The sequence below is a fragment of the Neotabrizicola shimadae genome, assembly GCF_019623905.1.
GTDB lineage: Bacteria > Pseudomonadota > Alphaproteobacteria > Rhodobacterales > Rhodobacteraceae > Neotabrizicola > Neotabrizicola shimadae.
Window position 1 is genome coordinate 1,270,829 of sequence record NZ_CP069370.1, and the last position, 17,229, is coordinate 1,288,057.

General features: G+C 68.6%; 18 protein-coding genes and 1 pseudogene. 8 read left to right on the forward strand and 11 right to left on the reverse strand.

Annotated features, from left to right (window positions below; translation table 11 throughout):
* Positions 1 to 3 precede the first annotated feature (3 nt).
* Positions 4 to 648, reverse strand: a complete 645-nt coding sequence (locus tag JO391_RS06120) for a DsbA family oxidoreductase (protein ID WP_220663391.1) — start codon at positions 646 to 648, stop codon at positions 4 to 6.
* On the reverse strand, positions 648 to 2,168 hold the full coding sequence (locus tag JO391_RS06125) for a class I adenylate-forming enzyme family protein (RefSeq protein WP_220663392.1): 1,521 nt from the start codon (positions 2,166 to 2,168) through the stop codon (positions 648 to 650). The genes JO391_RS06120 and JO391_RS06125 overlap by 1 nt, the downstream gene beginning before the upstream one ends.
* 139 nt (positions 2,169 to 2,307) lie before the next feature.
* Between JO391_RS06125 and JO391_RS06130 the strand changes: the two genes are divergently transcribed.
* A complete protein-coding gene (locus JO391_RS06130) occupies positions 2,308 to 2,925 on the forward strand; it encodes a helix-turn-helix domain-containing protein (protein WP_220663393.1) in 618 nt (205 codons plus the stop codon).
* Positions 2,926 to 2,934: 9 nt separating this feature from the next.
* On the opposite strand, the gene JO391_RS06135 is transcribed toward JO391_RS06130, so the two are convergent.
* The 3 genes from JO391_RS06135 to JO391_RS06145 form a co-directional block, all read right to left on the reverse strand.
* Complete coding sequence (locus JO391_RS06135; RefSeq protein WP_220663395.1) at positions 2,935 to 3,048, reverse strand: entericidin EcnA/B family protein; 114 nt, start codon at positions 3,046 to 3,048, stop codon at positions 2,935 to 2,937.
* Between the two features lie 35 nt (positions 3,049 to 3,083).
* Positions 3,084 to 4,901 carry an extracellular solute-binding protein gene (locus JO391_RS06140; protein WP_220663397.1) on the reverse strand — a complete coding sequence of 606 codons (1,818 nt, stop codon included), beginning with the start codon at positions 4,899 to 4,901 and terminating at the stop codon, positions 3,084 to 3,086.
* A gap of 495 nt (positions 4,902 to 5,396) precedes the next feature.
* Complete coding sequence (locus tag JO391_RS06145; RefSeq protein ID WP_220663399.1) at positions 5,397 to 7,256, reverse strand: calcium-binding protein; 1,860 nt, start codon at positions 7,254 to 7,256, stop codon at positions 5,397 to 5,399.
* Between the two features lie 147 nt (positions 7,257 to 7,403).
* Here JO391_RS06145 and JO391_RS06150 point away from each other — a divergent pair, with 147 nt between their 5' ends.
* Positions 7,404 to 8,177, forward strand: coding sequence for a 3-hydroxybutyrate dehydrogenase (locus tag JO391_RS06150; protein ID WP_220663401.1), 774 nt, complete (start codon positions 7,404 to 7,406; stop codon positions 8,175 to 8,177).
* A 2-nt stretch (positions 8,178 to 8,179) separates the two neighbouring features.
* Complete coding sequence (locus JO391_RS06155) at positions 8,180 to 9,196, forward strand: patatin-like phospholipase family protein (RefSeq protein ID WP_220663403.1); 1,017 nt, start codon at positions 8,180 to 8,182, stop codon at positions 9,194 to 9,196.
* 6 nt (positions 9,197 to 9,202) lie between these two features.
* Here JO391_RS06155 and JO391_RS06160 read toward each other — a convergent pair whose 3' ends face one another.
* Complete coding sequence (locus tag JO391_RS06160; RefSeq protein WP_220663405.1) at positions 9,203 to 10,114, reverse strand: pseudouridine-5'-phosphate glycosidase; 912 nt, start codon at positions 10,112 to 10,114, stop codon at positions 9,203 to 9,205.
* Complete coding sequence (locus JO391_RS06165) at positions 10,111 to 11,004, reverse strand: PfkB family carbohydrate kinase (RefSeq protein ID WP_220663406.1); 894 nt, start codon at positions 11,002 to 11,004, stop codon at positions 10,111 to 10,113. The genes JO391_RS06160 and JO391_RS06165 overlap by 4 nt, the downstream gene beginning before the upstream one ends.
* Positions 11,005 to 11,144: 140 nt before the next feature.
* Here JO391_RS06165 and JO391_RS06170 point away from each other — a divergent pair, with 140 nt between their 5' ends.
* From JO391_RS06170 to JO391_RS06190, 5 genes are all read left to right on the forward strand, one after another.
* On the forward strand, positions 11,145 to 11,765 hold the full coding sequence (locus JO391_RS06170) for a YdeI/OmpD-associated family protein (protein WP_220663407.1): 621 nt from the start codon (positions 11,145 to 11,147) through the stop codon (positions 11,763 to 11,765).
* Positions 11,766 to 11,974: 209 nt separating this feature from the next.
* Positions 11,975 to 12,418 carry a type II 3-dehydroquinate dehydratase gene (aroQ, locus tag JO391_RS06175; protein ID WP_220663408.1) on the forward strand — a complete coding sequence of 148 codons (444 nt, stop codon included), beginning with the start codon at positions 11,975 to 11,977 and terminating at the stop codon, positions 12,416 to 12,418.
* Entirely contained in the window at positions 12,418 to 13,173 is a 756-nt protein-coding gene (locus tag JO391_RS06180) for an HpcH/HpaI aldolase family protein (protein WP_310795062.1), read from the forward strand. Before aroQ ends, JO391_RS06180 begins: the two co-directional genes overlap by 1 nt.
* Positions 13,174 to 13,175: 2 nt before the next feature.
* Positions 13,176 to 14,387, forward strand: a complete 1,212-nt coding sequence (locus tag JO391_RS06185) for an AMP-binding protein (protein WP_220663410.1) — start codon at positions 13,176 to 13,178, stop codon at positions 14,385 to 14,387.
* The gene (locus JO391_RS06190; RefSeq protein ID WP_220663411.1) at positions 14,384 to 15,481 is read left to right on the forward strand and encodes a thiolase family protein; all 1,098 of its coding nucleotides are present in this window, start codon (positions 14,384 to 14,386) and stop codon (positions 15,479 to 15,481) included. Before JO391_RS06185 ends, JO391_RS06190 begins: the two co-directional genes overlap by 4 nt.
* Here the strand turns inward: JO391_RS06190 and JO391_RS06195 are convergent.
* The 4 genes and pseudogenes from JO391_RS06195 to JO391_RS21785 all read right to left on the reverse strand — a co-directional run.
* Positions 15,445 to 15,987, reverse strand: coding sequence for a biotin transporter BioY (locus tag JO391_RS06195; RefSeq protein WP_220663412.1), 543 nt, complete (start codon positions 15,985 to 15,987; stop codon positions 15,445 to 15,447). The genes JO391_RS06190 and JO391_RS06195 overlap by 37 nt on opposite strands.
* A gap of 33 nt (positions 15,988 to 16,020) precedes the next feature.
* Positions 16,021 to 16,620 (reverse strand): energy-coupling factor transporter transmembrane component T family protein, encoded by a 600-nt coding sequence (locus JO391_RS06200; RefSeq protein ID WP_220663414.1) that lies wholly within the window; start codon positions 16,618 to 16,620, stop codon positions 16,021 to 16,023.
* Positions 16,595 to 16,864, reverse strand: a complete 270-nt coding sequence (locus tag JO391_RS21780) for an ATP-binding cassette domain-containing protein (RefSeq protein ID WP_375155700.1) — start codon at positions 16,862 to 16,864, stop codon at positions 16,595 to 16,597. Before JO391_RS21780 ends, JO391_RS06200 begins: the two co-directional genes overlap by 26 nt.
* A gap of 21 nt (positions 16,865 to 16,885) precedes the next feature.
* Positions 16,886 to 17,227, reverse strand: a pseudogene (locus JO391_RS21785) (ATP-binding cassette domain-containing protein); the annotation flags it as partial.
* Positions 17,228 to 17,229: the final 2 nt, after the last annotated feature.

Below are 17,229 nucleotides of genomic sequence, written 5' to 3' on the forward strand. Positions count from 1 at the left end.
GGATCAGCCCCGGCTTGCCGACTGGGCGACCAGGTCGTCGATCACCTGTTGCCACAGGTCATGGGGCTGCGCGCCCGAAACGACATGCCGGTCCGCGATCACGAAGGTCGGCACCGCCCGCACGCCACGCTGCCGCGCGTGATCCTCGCGCGCCAGGGTCTCGTCCACATCAGCATCCGAGGCCAGAAGCCGCACCACCGCCGCCCGGTCCATGCCGATGGCCGCGCCGATATCGGCCAGCACGGCAGGATTGCCGATGTCGCGCCCTTCGCGCCAATAGGCGCGAAACAGGGTTCCGACCGCCGCACTTTGCCGCCCCTCCAGCCCCGCCCAGTGGATCAGCCGGTGCGCGTCCAGCGTATTGGGAATGCGCTTTGGCACGTCCGGGTCAAGATCCACGCCAGCCTTGCGTGCCACCTCGCGCAGACGGTCATGCACGGCATCCACCTGCGCCTTGCCGCCGAACCGGGCCTCCAGCCAGCTGCGCTTGTCCACACCCTCGCGCGGCGTGTCGGGGTTCAACTGGAACGGATGCCATTCCACGGTGAAGGGATGACCCGGCCGAGCCTCCAGCGCCCGGTCCAGCCCGGCCTTGCCCACAAAGCACCACGGGCAGACCGGGTCGGCGAATACATCAAGACGAACCATCACGGGCCTTTCGGGACAAGCGCGGCAAGCGCCTTGCGGTCCAGCTTGCCATTGGCGCCGCGCGGCAGTCGGTCCACCCTGACCCACATGCGCGGGACTTTCCAGCGCGCCAGATGCACAGAGACCTGTGCATCCAGCGCCTCTGGCTCCAGCATCCTGTCGCTGACGCAAAAGGCGGCGATCACGGTGGCGCCCGAGGCCACGGGCACCTCGGCCACCGCCACCTCGTGAACACCCGGCAGATGCGCCAGCGCCGCCTCGATCTCGGCCGGGGCTACCCGGAAACCACCCGCGTTCATCAGGTCGTCATTTCGCCCAAGCGTGGTCACGGCGCCGTCCGACGCCATCACGGCGCGGTCGCCGGTCACGAACCAGTCGCCCGCGAAACGGGACGCGGTGACGTCCGGCGCGCCCAGATAGCCCAGCATCAGGCCCGGATCATCCCGCGCCACCGCCAGAACGCCCTCGGACCCGCGCGGGACCGGCTGGCCACCCTCGCCCAGGACCGCGATGCAGCGCCCCGGTTGCGCGAAACCGGCGGCTCCGGGCGGGGCAGGGCGCGCATCGCAACCGGAGAGGTAGGTCGAGACCTCGGACATGCCAAGCGCCTCGTGCAGCGCGGTACCGGTCGCTGCCTGCCAGGCCTCCCGCAGGCTGGGCGCCAGCTTTTCGCCGGCAGACAGGCCCCGCCTCAGCTTTGGCATTTCCGGCAGAGAACCGCGCAGCATCTGCCGATAGACGCCCGGCACCGCGGCGAACACCGTGGCGTCGAAGCGCTTCAGCAGCAGCGGCAGCGCCGCGGGCGCCGTGCCCGCCGCCGGAACCAGCGCGGTCGCCCCTACCGTCCAGGGGTCCAAAAGCCCCGTGCCAAGCGTGTAGGTCCAGTTCAGTGCGCCGGCGTGCAGCACGCGGTCGGCGGCCTCGAACCCCTCCCACCCCGCCCGCATCATGCCGCGCGCCCAGATCGCGCGATGCGCATGGGCCACGGCCATCGGGTTGCCCGAAGTGCCCGACGTAAACACCACATAGGCCAGCCGCTCCGGGTCCCCCATGTCCCAGGCGCAGGGCGCAAGGCGCTCCATCGCCAGCAGATCCGCCGCCGCCAACACCGGGCAGGGCAGAGGGGAGGGCAGGGCCACGCCCGCGCCCGCCACGATCAGGCGCGGCGCGATACGCCCGGCTAGCCGCGCGATCTCGGTCTCGGTCAGCTGCGCATTGGTCGGCACCGGCACCAGCCCCGCGGCAATCGCGCCCAGGAAGGCCACCGGAAACGCCGTCTCGTTGCCAAGCCGCATCAGCACGCGGTCGCCGGGTTCCAGCCCCATCGCCAGAAGCCCGGTCCCCGCGCCCCGCACCGCCGCGATCAGCCGCGCATAGCTCCACCGCTCCGCGCCCGAGGGCTTCAGGACCGCCAATGCCACCTTGTCCGGCTGCGCCCCGCCCGCCGCCAGCACATGGGCGGCCAGGTTGAAGGGGGCAGGACAGGAAGCAAATGGACGGCGGTCGTCGATCGAGAGCATGGCATCCGGTTGCGCGGGCTGGAAGACGCCGGGGGCACACCGCCGGCCCCCCGTGGGATATTTGAAGACAGGAATCGGGACAAGTGACCGCACCACGGCGGCAGTTGCGCGCGGCCCGCGCAACCCCTATTCCCAAGCCATGAGCGACCCGACCGCCATCATCCGCATCGCCCGCGAAAACGGCGGCGAAACCCGCGTGGAGCCCCTGAACCTGGGCGAACGCGTGCGCGAGTTGCGCAAGAGCCGGGGCTGGACGCTGGAACAGGCGGCCTCCCAGGCGGGGCTTGCGCGCTCCACCCTCTCGAAGATCGAGAACGGCCAGATGTCGCCCACCTACGAGGCGCTGAAGAAGCTGGCCGAGGGTCTTGCGATCTCGGTGCCCCAGCTTTTCACCCCGCCGTCGCGGGCGCAGGTGATGGGCCGCATGGCCACCACCAGGGCGGGCGAGGGCCAGCCGCACCTGACCACGACCTACGAGCACGAGCTCCTGGCCGGGGCGATGAAGTCGAAGAAGATGCTGCCCTACCGCACCCGCGTGCGGGCGCGGGCGCTGGAAGAGTTCGGCGGCTGGGTCCGCCACGACGGCGAAGAGTTCCTCCTGGTCCTGACCGGCATCGTGCGGCTTTACACCGAATTCTACGAACCCGTGGACCTGCGCCGCGGCGACAGCGCCTATTACGACGCCTCGATGGGCCACAACGTCATCAGCCTGTCGGACGAGGACGCGACCATCCTGTGGGTCACGTCGCTCGCCTGACCGCCTGCGTCACATCCAGTCCTGCACCGTGACGGCGGCGCCAGAGATATCCTGGCCCACGCCGTTCACCGTGTTGCACCCTGCGAGGGCGGCGAAGATCGCCGCCACCTTGATCCATTTCATGCTCTGCCTCTTCGGTCGTTGCCGCGTGTTCTTGTTCAGTCCTGGTACCACCAGACGTCCGGCTGGAACCCGATCCAGTCGCCGTAGAGCGGCAGCTTCTCGGGATAGTGCAACTCCTTGCGGTGCGCGATCCGGGATACGTCCGAATACCAGATGGGGATCACATATCGCCCGCTGGTCAGGATGCGGTCAAGCGCCTGGGTGGCCGCCACGAAATCCGCCGGGTCGGTCGAATTCAGCATCGTGGCGATCATCGCCTCGGCGGGTGGAGAGTTCATGCCCATCCAGTTGCGCGTGCCCGGCTCGGTCACGCCGGCCGATCCCCAGTACAGCGTTTGCTCGTTGCCGGGCGACAGCGACAAGGACCGCACGTAATGCGTCATGTCGAAGTCATAGGCGCTGGTGCGCTCCTTGTACTGGGCGCTGTCCACCGTGGTGACGGTGGCCGCGATCCCCAGCCGTTTCAGCGCCTCGACATAGATGCTGGCGACCGAGACCATCTCGTCCGCGCCGTTCACCAATAGGATGTCAAAGGTGAAGGGCTCTCCGGCCGCGTTCTTCAGCACGCCGTCCTGCACCGTCCAACCCGCCTCGGCCAGAAGGTCGGTCGCCGCGCGGATGTTCTTGCGGTTGGCCTCGCTGCCATCGCTCACCGGCAGGGCATAGCCCTCGATCGCGCCGGGCAGAAGCTGGTCCTTGTAGGGTTCCAGCAGCGCCAGGACCTTGCCCTCGGCGGGCTGGCCGGGGGTCATGCCCAGGAAGGAATTGCCGAAATAGGACGAAATCCGCGGGCTGATCCCGCCATTCAGCGTCTGGTTGATCAGTTCGAAGTTGAAGGCATCAATCAGCGCCTGGCGTACCCGCCAGTCCGCGAACATCGGCTTTCTCGTGTTGAACACCAGCCCCTCGATGCCCGAGGGCCGCTGATGCGGGATGACGGATTTCACCACATCGCCCGACTGCACCGCCGGGAAGTTGTAGTTCGTCTCCCATTTCGCCGGATTGGCCTCGCGGTAGCTGGTGATGTCGCCGGCCTTGAACGCCTCGAACACGATCCCCGCATCGCCGAACCAGTCATACCGGATCTCGTCGAAGTTATAGAGCCCCTTGTTGAAGGCCAGGTCCTTGCCCCACCAGTCGGGGTCCTTGCGATAGGAAACGAACCGCCCCGGTTCCGCCTCGGCCACCACATAAGGCCCCGACCCGATGATCGGCTCCATCGACGAGACGGTGAAATCCTTGCCCTCGAACTGCGCCTTCTTCAGGATCGGCCGCAGGCCAAGGATCAGCGGCAATTCGCGGTCCTCGGTGTTGAAGGTGAAGCGCACGCCGCGCTCGCCTACCTTCTCCGACTTGGAGATCTTCTTCCAGGCCGCGGCATAGCGCGGGTTGCCCTGGGTGCCGAGCGTCTCGAAACTCCAGATCACGTCCTCGGGCGTCACGGGACTGCCGTCCGAAAAGGTCGCCCCCTCACGCAACGTGAATTCCACATAGGTTCGTGCGTCATCGGTATCGATTGATTCGGCCAGAAGCCCGTACAGCGTGAAGGGTTCGTCATAGGACCGGCCCATCAGCGTCTCGACCGTGTAGGCCGAGACGCCCGTCGCCGGGTTCCCCTTCACGATGAAGGGGTTGAGGCTGTCGAAGGTGCCGTTCTCGCCAAACAGGATGCGACCGCCCTGCGGTGCCTCCGGATTGGCATAGGGCAGCGACACAAAATCGGGTGGAAGCGCAGGTTCGCCATACATAGCTATGCCATGCGACGGTTCGGCCCAGGCCGCCCCCGACAGAATCGCGGTGGCCAGCAACGATGCGACCACGCCCCGTCCGCGTGCGAAAAACTCCGGTGTCATCGGCGCAACAATCCTCCGCTCGCCTTGTTTTCTTGATCGGCAGACTAGGCCGCAAGTCCATGGCTTTCAAACTTTTATCTTGGCCTTTGCAAGTGAACGGGGTATACAGACTTCACTGCTCGATAGGTTTCTTGCCTGTATGAAACCTGCCTCAACGACTTAACGCCGGCCTTGCGCCGGCGTTTTTTTCATCCCGCATCACCCCTGACTGCCTGCGCTTTCGACGCAGGGCAAATCCGTCCTCGCATCGCGCCTACGGTCAATCCTGGGAACACGTCAGAGTCGTCGCGCCCATGGAAACAGTCGCTGCCATGGCAATGCGGCGCGCGCAGGACGGGATTGTGGCGGAACCATGGCATGTCCGCACTTCCGATCCGGTGCCGTCGCTAAGTCCGGGTCAGCACGGGTGTTGCGGGTCCGGCGTCGTGTCACGCCTTGGCCTCGCCGTTGCCAATCAAGGCAAAGGGCGCCGCGCCGTCAGACCGGGGAGGGTGCTCAGAAGAGGGGCGCGACGCTGAAGTCAGCCTCGGTCAGATCGGCCATCGACAGGCCAACCAGCACGATCCTCGTTCCGTCTTCGTCGCCAACAAGGATGCGGCCATTCCCATCGCGTGCCTCGGCCTGGAAATAGGCCCAGGCGTCCGCCGCGGTGTCGATACCAGGAATGGAAAAGGCCAGAAGATCCTCGCCCGGCACGAAGTCGTGAATGACCGTGACCCCGTCGCGGTACACAAACAGATCCTCGCCGGACCCGCCGAACACCTGGCTGGACTCTCCGTAAAGATACAAGGCATCGCGCCCGTCGCCGCCGCGGATGATCGAGGCCGCGGTGCCGGACAAGATCAGGTCATCGCCTGCGCCGCCCAACAGGGTGGCAGAGCCTCTGTCCGTCCCTTGCAACTGGTCATTCCCGGCACCGCCGAAGATCCAGCTTCCATCGCTTACGCCGCACAGGAGGTCGTCGCCGGCAGCGCCGTGAATCGTGTCGCGCCCATCCGCAGAGCTGTAATCCGCGCCAGCCCCCAGATAGATGAGGTCGTCGCCTTCCATGCCATTGACCAGATCGTCACCATCCCCGCCGTAGATCGTGTCGCAGCCCCCGTCCGCCTTCAGGTCATCGTCGCCAATTCCCCCGAACAACAGGTCATCGGCTTCGCCAGAATCCAGCGTGTCGTTGCCGGCTCCGCCATACAGGCTGGACGACTTCAGAAGGTCATTCACGTAAAGGTAGTCGTTGCCCGCCCCGCCATAGACAAGGTCCGATCCGCCATAGGCATCGAACATGTCGTCGCCGCCGAACAGGTGGACGAGATGGTCGCCCCCGGTGACTTCGACGGTGTCATTCCCCTCGGTGCCGCGCAGCACATTCACAGGGGCGGTCAGGGCGGCCGGACTTTCCCCGATCGGCTCACCGTCTGCGGCAAAGTCGGCGACCGTCAGGTCTTCGAGATTCACTCCAAGCAAGACCAGACGCCCGCCGGACCCGTCGACAAAGGTCACCCCGCGTTCAGTCTGCACGGCGCTGGCCATGAAATCGCGGTACACTTCCACTGCGTCGCGTCCCGATCCCTGTTCGATCAACAGCCGGTCCTCGCCAGGCGTGAAGTCCTGAACGATCATCATGACGTCGCCGCCACTTCCGGCATTGGCAGGGCCGCTGAACACGAACAGGTCTGCTCCCGCATCGCCCCAAAGCCGGTCGACCCCGCCTTCACCGACCAGGCGGTCGTCGCCGGTCCCGCCATGAAGACTGTCATTGCCCGCACCACCGAGCAGGGAATCCTGCCCGTTCCCGCCGATCAGCAGGTCATCTCCCGAACCGGCCTGAATCATGTCGTGACCGGCCCCTCCAAAAAGCGAATTGTCGCCCTCTGTGTCCAGAAGGCCATCGTCGCCTTCGCCACCCCAAAGGCCATCGTCGCCATCCTCGCCGTGCAAGGCATCGTTCCCGGCGCCACCGATCAGGATGTCATCGCCGCGGCCGCCCAGAACCCCGTCCGATCCGGCGCCGCCACGCAGCACATCGGCGCCGTCGCCACCCTCCAACCAGTCGCCGCCGTCCCCTCCGAAAAGGCGGTCGTCCCCTGCCTCACCGTGCAGACGGTCGGCATCGGCACCGCCAGACAGGCGGTCGGCATCGTCTCCGCCATACAGCGTGTCGTCGCCCTTGCCGCCATCCAGGCTGTCCCGGCCCGCGAAACCGAACATCGCATCCGCATCGACGGTCCCGCGCAGCACATCGTCGGCGGCTACGCCTTCGATCAGGGTTAGGGAAGGCGTCACGCCAAGGGCATCGCCGATCAGCAACGGATCGTCCTCTTCACCCAAGGGGGCAATCCGGAACTGGTTACGCATGGGCACACCTTAGCATCCTCCCGGGCCACATGCCGGGGCGGTCCCGAAGTAGTGGTCGAATGTGGCGATGCAAGGGCATGGCGCCACTGGCCAAGGCGGCGCGTTTCACTATGCTGCACCTGCAACATGCAGCGGGAGGTTCGATCCATGCAGCTCACGGGCAAGCGCGCCATCATCACCGGCTCGAACTCGGGCATCGGTCTTGGCGTGGCCGAGGAACTGGCGCGCGCCGGCGCCGATGTGGTGCTGAACAGCTTCACCGACCGGCCCGAGGATCACGCCCTTGCCGCCGAACTGGGCGCGCGCCACGGCGTCCAGGCCCGCTACATCGCCGCCGACATGTCCGATGCCGAGGCCTGCCGCGCGCTGGTCTCAAAGGCCGGCGGCTGCGACATCCTGGTGAACAACGCCGGCATCCAGCATGTCGCCCCGGTCGAGGACTTCCCCATCGACAAGTGGAACCAGATCCTTGCGATCAACCTGTCCTCCGCCTTCCACACCACCGCCGCCGCGCTGCCCGGAATGCGCGCCGCAGGCTGGGGCCGCATCGTCAACATCGCCTCGGCCCACGGCCTGACCGCCTCGCCCTTCAAGTCGGCCTATATCGCGGCCAAGCATGGCGTCGTCGGCCTGTCCAAGACGGTGGCGCTGGAAACCGCGGGGCAGGGGATCACCTGCAACGCCATCTGCCCCGGCTATGTGCTGACGCCCCTGGTCGAGGCGCAGATCCCCGACCAGATGAAGGTCCACAACATGGACCGCGACACGGTGATCCGCGAGGTCATGCTGCTGCGCCAGCCCTCGCGCCAATTCGCCACCGTCGAACAGATCGGCGGCACCGTGGTCTATCTCTGCTCGCCCTTCGCGGATCAGGTCACCGGCACCACGATCAGCGTGGACGGCGGCTGGACGGCGATGTGACCATGACCCACCGCATCAACCTCGCATTGCAAGGCGGCGGCGCGCATGGCGCCTTCACCTGGGGCGCGCTCGACCGCCTGCTGGAAGAGCCAGAGATCGAGATCGCCGCGATTTCCGGCACCTCCGCCGGCGCACTGAATGCGGCCGTCCTGAAGGCCGGCCTTGTCACCGGCGGGCCGAAGGGCGCCCGCGCCGCGCTGGCCGCGCTGTGGGATGCCGTCGGCGATGCCGGCGACTTCCGCCTCATGCCCTGGATGCGCGCCTGGTGGCCCTACATGGCCGATGTCAGTGCCATCGCCGAAAACCTGTTGCCGGTCTCGCCCGCGGGGCTGACCGCGCAACTCGTCTCGCCCTATGCCCTGGACGGCTACTGGACGAACCCGCTGGCCGACATCGTCACTGGCTTCGACTTCGACGCCATCACCTCGGCGGAAGGCCCGCGCCTCTCCATCGGCGCCACCAACGTGCGCACGGGCAAGTCGCACATCTTCACCGGCAGTCACGTCACCGCCGATGCCATCCTCGCCTCGGCCTGCCTGCCCACCGTGTTCCGTGCCGTCTCCATCGGGGGCGAGGAATACTGGGACGGCGGTTATTCCGGCAATCCGTCCCTCTGGCCGCTCTACGATGCGGATCTGCCCGAGGATATCGTCATCATCCAGGTCAACCCGCTGCGCCGCGAGGCGCTGCCCATGACGCCGGTGGAAATCCAGGACCGCATCTCCGAGATCGGTTTCAACTCCGCGCTCCTGGGCGAGATGCGCGCCATCCGCTTCGTCAAGCGCCTGATCGCCGAAGGCCGCATCGAACGCGGGACGATGAAGGACATCCGCCTCCACGTCATCAGCGACGACAAGCTGATGAACTCGCTCTCTGGCTCCACCAAGATGCTGCCCAGTCCTGCACTTCTCGACCGGCTGCGCGCAGCCGGGCGGGTCGCAGCCGATGACTTCATCACCTGCCACCGCCACCGCATCGGCAACGAATCCAGCGTGGAGCTGACCGACCTTCTCGGCTGACCCGCCTCAGCCCGCCGCCAGCTCGCGCGCGATGGCCGCGCCAAGCCGCGCGTTGTTGCGCACCAGCGCGATATTGGCCACCAGCGACCGGCCCGAGGACATCTCGAACAGCCGCTGCAACAGGAAAGGCGTCACCGCCTTGGCGCTGACCCCCTGCGCCGCCGCCTCGGCCAGCGCCGCCTCGATCATCGGCATGATCTCGGGGCGCGGGATCTCGGCCGCCTCGGGGATCGGGTTCGCCACCAGTTGCCCGCCCCTCAGCCCCAGCACCCCCCGCATCCGGTGCGCCAGGGCGATCTCGCGCGGCGTGTCCATCCGCAAGGGCGCCTTCAGCCCGGAAGACCGCGACCAGAAGGCGGGAAACTCGTCCTGCCCATAGGCGATGACCGGCACCCCCTCGGTCTCCAGAACCTCCAGCGTCTTGGGCAGGTCCAGGATGGCCTTCGCCCCCGCCGCCACCACCGTCACCGGGGTCTGCGCCAGTTCCTTCAGGTCGGCCGAGATGTCAAAGCTCGTCTCCGCCCCGCGATGCACGCCGCCGATGCCACCGGTGGCAAAGACCGAAATCCCCGCCATCTGCGCGCAGATCATCGTCGCCGCCACCGTGGTCGCCCCCACACCGCCCTGGGCCAGGCACACCGCCAGATCCGCGCGGCTCAGCTTCATCACGCCCTTGGCCTGGCCCAGCCTGTCCAGCTCGTCCGCGGTCAGCCCCACATGGATGCGCCCGCCCATCACGGCAATGGTCGCCGGCACGGCACCGCTGGCGCGGATGTCCTCCTCCACCAGCCGCGCCGTCTCCACATTCTGCGGCCAGGGCATCCCGTGGGTGATGATTGTGGATTCCAGCGCCACGATGGCCTGGCCACCGGCCTTGGCCTCGCGCACCTCGGGCGACAGGATCAGGGGCAGGGTCATGTTCCGACATCTCCAGAAATGTAATCCGCGGCCGCCGCCAGCGCGTGCTCCAGAGCCAGCCGCCTCCCGGCGCCCGACCGTTCGGCCACCAGATGCGCCGCCATGAACGTATCGCCCGCGCCCGTTACGCGCCGCACCGTCACGGGCGGCGGCACCGCCACGATCACGCCCTCGGCCGAGCCATCGGCACAGGCCCCGGCGCCATCCGTCACCAGCACCCGCGCCGCCCCAAGCGCCCGCACCGCCTCGGCGCCCTCGGCCGCTGTCCGCACCGCGACACCGGCGATCTTTCCCGCTTCTTCGCGGTTCAGGTAGAAGGTCGCGCCCGGATGACCCAAGAGCACGCGCAGCCGCTCCGCCTTGCCGGGCGAAGCCGGGGCCAGCCGCAGATCGGCCGCCGCAAACAGGGGCGACCCCGCGATTTCGGACAGAAGCGCCACCGTCAGGTTGCCATCCACCGCCACCGGTCCGGCCCAGGGCCGCGCCGCGGACCCAAGCCGCCCATCCGCCAGCGGCGCCAGGATCGCCGCGCCGCAGGCTTCCAGCGTATGCGCATCCGCCACCGCCGCGATCAGCCCGTTCGCCCCCTCGACCGCCATGTAGCGGTCGGTCGGCAACCCCTCGGGCCGGTGGGCGTATTCGGTGATCATGCCGCGCGCCTGTGACGCTGCGATCAGATCCTCGCCCTCGGCATCCCGCCCGATTGCCGTGAGCACGGCGGGCTTCAGCCCGATCCGCGCCAGCGTCATGGCGATATTGGCCGCCACGCCGCCCGGCAGCCGCGTGATCCGCCCCGGCACATCCATGCCCGCGCGCATCTCCACCGGCGCACGGCCGATGATGTCCCACATGACGGAACCGATGCAGAGAATGTCGGGAGTCGCGGTCATGGCGTCTTGTCGCCCGGCTTTGCGGCGCTGCGCAAGATGCAACCGTCGGACGCGGGGGTTTCACACCCCCGCACCCCCGTGGGATAATCGAGGACAGAAAATGAACGGTCGACTCGGCAGGCATTGGCGCGCGGGGGCAGATGATTACCGAAATCGAGGACTATTTCACTCGCGGATGCGGCCGCTGTGCCCGTTTCGACAGCCCGTCCTGCTCCGCCTCCAAATGGCATGACGGGTTGGTCATGTTGCGGCAGATCTGCCTGTCCATGGGGCTGGTCGAGGTGGTGAAATGGGGCCATCCCTGTTACATGCACGCCGGTCGCAATATCGCGGTGATGGGCGCGCTGCAGGGCGATTTCCGGCTCAGCTTCTTTCATGCCGCGCTCCTGTCGGACCCGGACGACGCGCTGGAACGGCAGGGGCCGAACACTCGCCACCCCGACATGCTGTGCTTCACCGACCCTGCGCAGGTCGGCGAACGCGAGCCGATCCTGCGCCGCCTTCTGGCCGAGGCCATGGCCCATGCCGAAGCCGGACGCATCGCGCCGCGCGACGAGACCGAACCCGACCTGCCTGGGGAACTGGCCGATGCGCTCGACAGCGATCCGGCTCTGGCCGAGGCGTTCTTCGCCCTGACCAGGGGCCGCCGCCGCAGCTACGTCATTGCGCTCTCGTCGGCAAAGCAATCCGAAACCCGCCGCCGCCGCATCGAAGCCTTCCGTGACCGCATCTTCGCCGGCAAGGGCGCGACGGAGCGTTAGGCGGTTCGGCCGGCATGGGCAATTCTTAAGTCCAAGTTAATGCGATCTCGCAAGTCATTGATAATAAATAGAACGGATAGGCGTCCGAGCTCGGACGCCCCAGAAGGTGCAAGGGTCGGCCTCGGCCGAAAGGCCGGCGCGCGGGCTTCGCCCGCTTGTGCCCGGACCGGGATCGGCTAAGGTCGCGGGCGTTGAAGGGGGGCCGGGCGATGCCGAAACCAGTCTACATCCTGAACGGGCCGAACCTGAACCTCTTGGGGCAGCGTCAGCCCGAGGTCTATGGCCGCGAGACCCTGGCCGATGTCGAGGCGGCCTGCGGCCGCCTCGCGGGCGAGCTGGGGCTGGAGGCCCGGTTCCGCCAGTCGAACCACGAGGGCGTGCTGATCGACTGGATCCACGAGGCGCGGGGCGAGGCGTCGGGCATCGTAATCAACCCCGGCGCCTTCACCCACACCTCGGTCGCCATCCTCGACGCGCTGAACGCCTTCGACGGGCCGGTGCTGGAGGTGCATATCTCGAACGTCCACAAGCGCGAGAGTTTCCGGCACCATTCCTATGTCTCGCTGCGGGCCGAGGGCGTGATCGCCGGGTTCGGCACCGAGGGCTATCTTCTGGCGCTGCGGCGCATGGCGACACTGACGGGGGGCAAGTGATGCGGCCGGTGAACGGGTTCAAGCGGGCGTTGGCCGAGGGGCGCCAGCAGATCGGCATCTGGAACACGGTGGGGGGCCAGGTGGTGGCCGAGGCGCTGGCCACGGCGGGCTATGACTGGATCCTGCTGGACACCGAGCATTCGCAGACCGATGTGCCGGACCTTCTGGGCATGTTGCAGGCGGTGGCGCCTTATCCGGTTGAGGCCGTGGTGCGGCCGGCGGCGAATGACACGGTGCTGATCAAGCGCATCCTGGATTTCGGCGCGCTCACGCTGCTGATCCCTTACGTCCAGACCGCCGATGAGGCGAAGGCGGCAGTGGCGGCCATCCGCTATGCGCCGCGGGGCGTGCGGGGGGTGAGCTACCTGACCCGCGCCACGCGCTATGGCACGGTGCCGGACTATGCCGCGCGGGCCGAGGAAGAGCTGTGCCTGATCGTCCAGGCCGAGACGGTGGCCACGCTGGAGCGCATCGGCGAGATTGCCGCGGTGGACGGGGTGAATGCGATCTTCATCGGGCCGGCGGACCTGGCGGCCTCGATGGGGCTGCCAGGGCAGGCCGGGCATCCCGAGGTGAAGGCGATGGTGGAGCGCGCGATCCATGCCATCCGGGCCGCGGGCAAGCCCGCCGGCATCCTGACCGGCGATCCGGTCTTTGCGCAGCGCTGCATCGAGCTGGGGACGACCTTTACCGCGGTGGGGATCGATCTGTCGCTGATGCTGGACGGGGCGCGGGCGCGGCGCGCGATGTTCTGAGCATGGGGTTCCGCTGGCATCCGGCGGCGCGGCTGTACGGGCCGGACGGGGCGGAGCAGCGGCAGGTTTCCGTGGGCGATGCGGTGCTGGAGGAACGGCCGGGGCCGTTGGCCCTGGCCGGCGCGATGGCGCGGGCCGGGGAGGGGTTGCCGTTCCGGGTTGGCGCGCCGGGATTGCCGATCACGGGCGGGGGGGCCAGCCCCCCCGAAGTCCCCCCGGAGTATTTGCGCAAAGAAGAAGGGGCAGGGTGGTTCGAGACCCTGACCTCGGGCTCGCTTGGGGTGCCGCGGCGGATTGTGCGGTCGCAGGCGTCGTGGGCCACGAGTTTCGCGGTGAATGCGGGGCTGTTCGGGATCGGGCCGGGGCAGGCGGTGGCGGTGCCGGGAGGGCTGGCGTCCTCGCTGGCGTTGTATGGTGCGGTGGAGGGCTTGAGCCTGGGGGCAGAGGTGCATCTGCTGGAGGGCTTGCGCCCTGACCGGCAGCGCGCGGCTCTGGCGGCGTGGGGGGTGGGGGTGGTCTATGCCACGCCCGCGCAGTTGCGGCTGATGGTCGAGGCCGGAGGGCCGGTGCTGGCGCTGCGGCGCGTGGTGGTGGGTGGAGCGAAGCTGGACACCGACTTGCGCGCGGCGCTGCGGGAGATGGCGCCGGGGGCGGTGGTGACCGAGTTCTACGGCGCGGCGGAGGCGAGCTTCATCGCCGTGGCGGATGAGGCAACGCCCGAGGGATCGGTGGGGCGGGCCTATCCGGGGGTGGAGATTGATGCGCCGGAAGGTGAGCCGGGCGAGATCTGGGTGCGGAGTCCTTATGTCTTTGCCGGCTATGGTGGTGAGCCGGGCGGGGCGCGGTGGCGGGAGGGCTGGCTGTCGGTGGGGGAATGGGGGACGCTCCGCGGGGGGTTCCTGTGGCTGGCGGGGCGCGCGGGGCGGATGGTGACGGTGGCGGATGCCAATGTCTTTCCGGAGGAGATCGAGGGCTATCTTGCCGGCCTGCCCGGCGTGCGGCGGGCGGCGGTACTGGCACGGCCGGATGGGTTGCGGGGCGCGGTGCTGGTGGCTGTGCTGATGGGGGATGCCGCTCAGGAGGCGGCGATCCTGCGCGCGGTGCGGGCGGAACTGGGGGCGACCAAGGCGCCGAAGCGGGTGGTCTGGGTGATTGACTGGCCGGAGCTGGCCTCTGGCAAGACGGACCTGCGGGCGTTGGAGGGGCGGCTGTGAGTGCCTGGATCGTGGCGGCGCGGCGGACGGCGGTGGTGCCGCGTGGCGGGGCCTTCGCGCGGCTGCGGATCGAGGACCAGGGGGCGCCGGTGGTGCGGGCAGTTCTGGCCGATGCCGGCGTTGAGGCGGTAGATGAGCTTGTCGTCTCAAACGCTCTTGGAGCCGGGGGAAATCCGGCGCGGCGCGTGGCGCTGGCGTCGGGGTTGCTTGTGGCAGGTCTGACGATCGACCGTCAATGCGCGGGCGGACTGGACGCGCTAAGGCTGGCGGCGGCGCTGGTGGAAAGCGGGGCGGAGGCGGTGCTGGCGGGGGGCGTGGAGAGTTACTCGCGCCGGCCGTTGCGGCTGGCGACCGACCCGGAGGGCGGGCCGCCTGTGCCTTACGACGAGGCGCCGTTCACGCCCTGGCCGGACCGCGACCCCGGCATGGCCGAGGCGGCGGCGGCACTGGCAGAGCGGTTGGGGATTGGCCGCGCGGCGCAGGAGGCCTTTGCGGTGGAAAGCCATCGGAAGGCGCTGGCGGCGGGGGCTTCGGGGATTGTGGAACTGGCCGGCGTGGGGCGGGATGCCTTTCCGCGGCGGCTGACACCTGCGTTGGCGGCGCGGGCGAAGGTCGTGGCGGGCAGCATCACGGCGGCGACAATGGCGGTAGCGGCGGATGGGGCGGCTTTTTGCCTGGTGGTGAGCGGTCGGTTGGCGGCGCGGTTTCCGCGCGCGCTGCGGATCGTGGACAGCGCGACGCTTGGCAGCGATCCGCTGGAGCCTGGGCTGTCGGCGATTGCGCCGATGCGGGCGGTGCTGGAGCGGGCCGGGATCGGTGCGAGCCAGCTGGAGCGGGTGGAGTTGATGGAGGCCTTTGCCGTGCAGGCCATGGCGACCGTCACGGCGCTTGGGCTGGACATGGGCCGCGTGAACCCCGAGGGCGGCGGGCTGGCCTTTGGGCACCCCGTTGGCGCCTCGGGCGCGATGCTGGCGGTGCGGCTGTTCCACGGGTTGAGCCGGGGATACGGGCTGGCCGGCATCGCAGGGGCGGGCGGCGTGGGCGCCGCCCTTCTGGTTCAGGCGCGCGACAGGACCGAGCCGGGGCGCATCTGAGCGAGCGCGCGGGTGATGAGGCCGGCAAGCACCGACTTGATGAGGTCGCCGGGCAGGAAGGCCATGCCAAGGAAGGCGGCTTCGGACAGGGATTTGCCCAGGACCAGCGCCATACCGGGGATGCCAAAGATGTAGAGCACGCCGATGCCGCCGATGACGGCCCCGGCGGTGGCGGCAATGCCGAGGGGGAGAGTCGTGCGTTCGACCACCCAGCCTGCGGTGAAGGCGGCGAGGGGGAAGCCCACGAGGTAGCCGACCGATGGGCCGGTGAAGACGCCGAGCCCGCCGCGTCCGCCCGACAGGAGGGGCAGGCCAAGGGCGACGAGCGCGAGGAACAGGAGCACCGCCAGAGCGCCGCGTTTCGCGCCGAGGACCGTACCGCAGAGCATGATGCCGAGCGATTGCGCGGTGATCGGCACGCCACCGGCAAGGTCGATCTTCGGCACGAGGCCGAGAATGGCGATCAGCGCGGCGAAAAGGGCGATATGGGTGAGGTTGCGTTCCATGGGCGGCTTTCTGCGCTGCGGCGTTGCCGATGGTTAGCCGATGCCGCCCCGCGCGCGCAAGGCTTCTGCCACGCGGTCCGCATCGTCCAGCGTGCCAAGCGTGGCGGGGACGAGGAGCCGCCAGCCGGGGCGGCGGGGTGAACGGGCCGACCAGGCCTCGCAAAGGCGGGCCTGGCGGTCGAGAAGGACCGGGACGAAGCGGATCACCAGCGCCACGGCGAGCGAGAGGGTGCGTGGCGAGAGGCCGAGGCGGGCGAGAGGGGCGGTCAGACGCTCCAGCACGGCCATCAGGTCGGACAGGCGCGTGGTCAGCGTGACGAGGTTTGCGGCGGCAACTGCGGCGACCATGCGCATCAGGATCGCGGCGCCTTCCGCCAGCGCGCCCGTCCACAGGTGCCAGAGCGCCACGACGAGTACGAAAGGCCAAAGCGGGCGCAGAAGGCGCAGACCCTGAAGGGCGAAGGCGCGGCCGTTGGCTAGGTAGAGGGCAGCCACGACCGCAAGCGCAATGCCAAGGGCGAGCGGCGAGGACAGGGCGAAAAGGATGACCGTTGTGACGCAGAGCGCCGCCAGCTTCGCTCCGGCGGGAATCCGGTGAAGCGGCGTCTCAATGGGGGAGGTCAGTGTCAGCATCGGCGGCTCCGATCCTTGCCATTTCGGCGCGGAAGAGGGGCAGGATCTCGGGCGCGGGGCCGTCGGCAACAAGCTGGCCGTCCTCGAGCCAGAGTATGCGGTCAGCGTCCTCCAGCGTGGCGGGGTCATGGGTGATGGTGACAAGCCGCTGCGGCAAGGCATCGAACAGGCGGTGCAGGCGGGCGCGGGTGGGCAGGTCCAGTGCGGCGAAGGGCTCGTCCAGCAGGATCGTGGCAGGCTGCATTGCCAGGACGGACAGCAGGCAAAGCACCTGTTTCTGGCCGTGGCTGAGCGTTTCGACCCGCGCGCCTTCCCAATGGGCGCGGCCATGGGCGGCGAGGACGGCGCGGGCGCGGGCCTCGGCCTCGGGACGGGGATGGCCAAGCTGGGCGAGGCCGAAGGCGATTTCCTCCAGCACCGTGGGGAAGATGATCTGGTGATCGGGGTTCTGGAACAGGATGCCGAGCCGGGCGAGCATGGCCTTGCGGTCGCCCGCAGGGTTCATGCCTTCGACCTCGATCGTGCCCTGGGTGGGCGCAATCAGCCCGGCGATCAGGCGCAGGAGCGTGGTCTTGCCCGAGCCGTTGCGCCCGACGATGCCGATGCGCC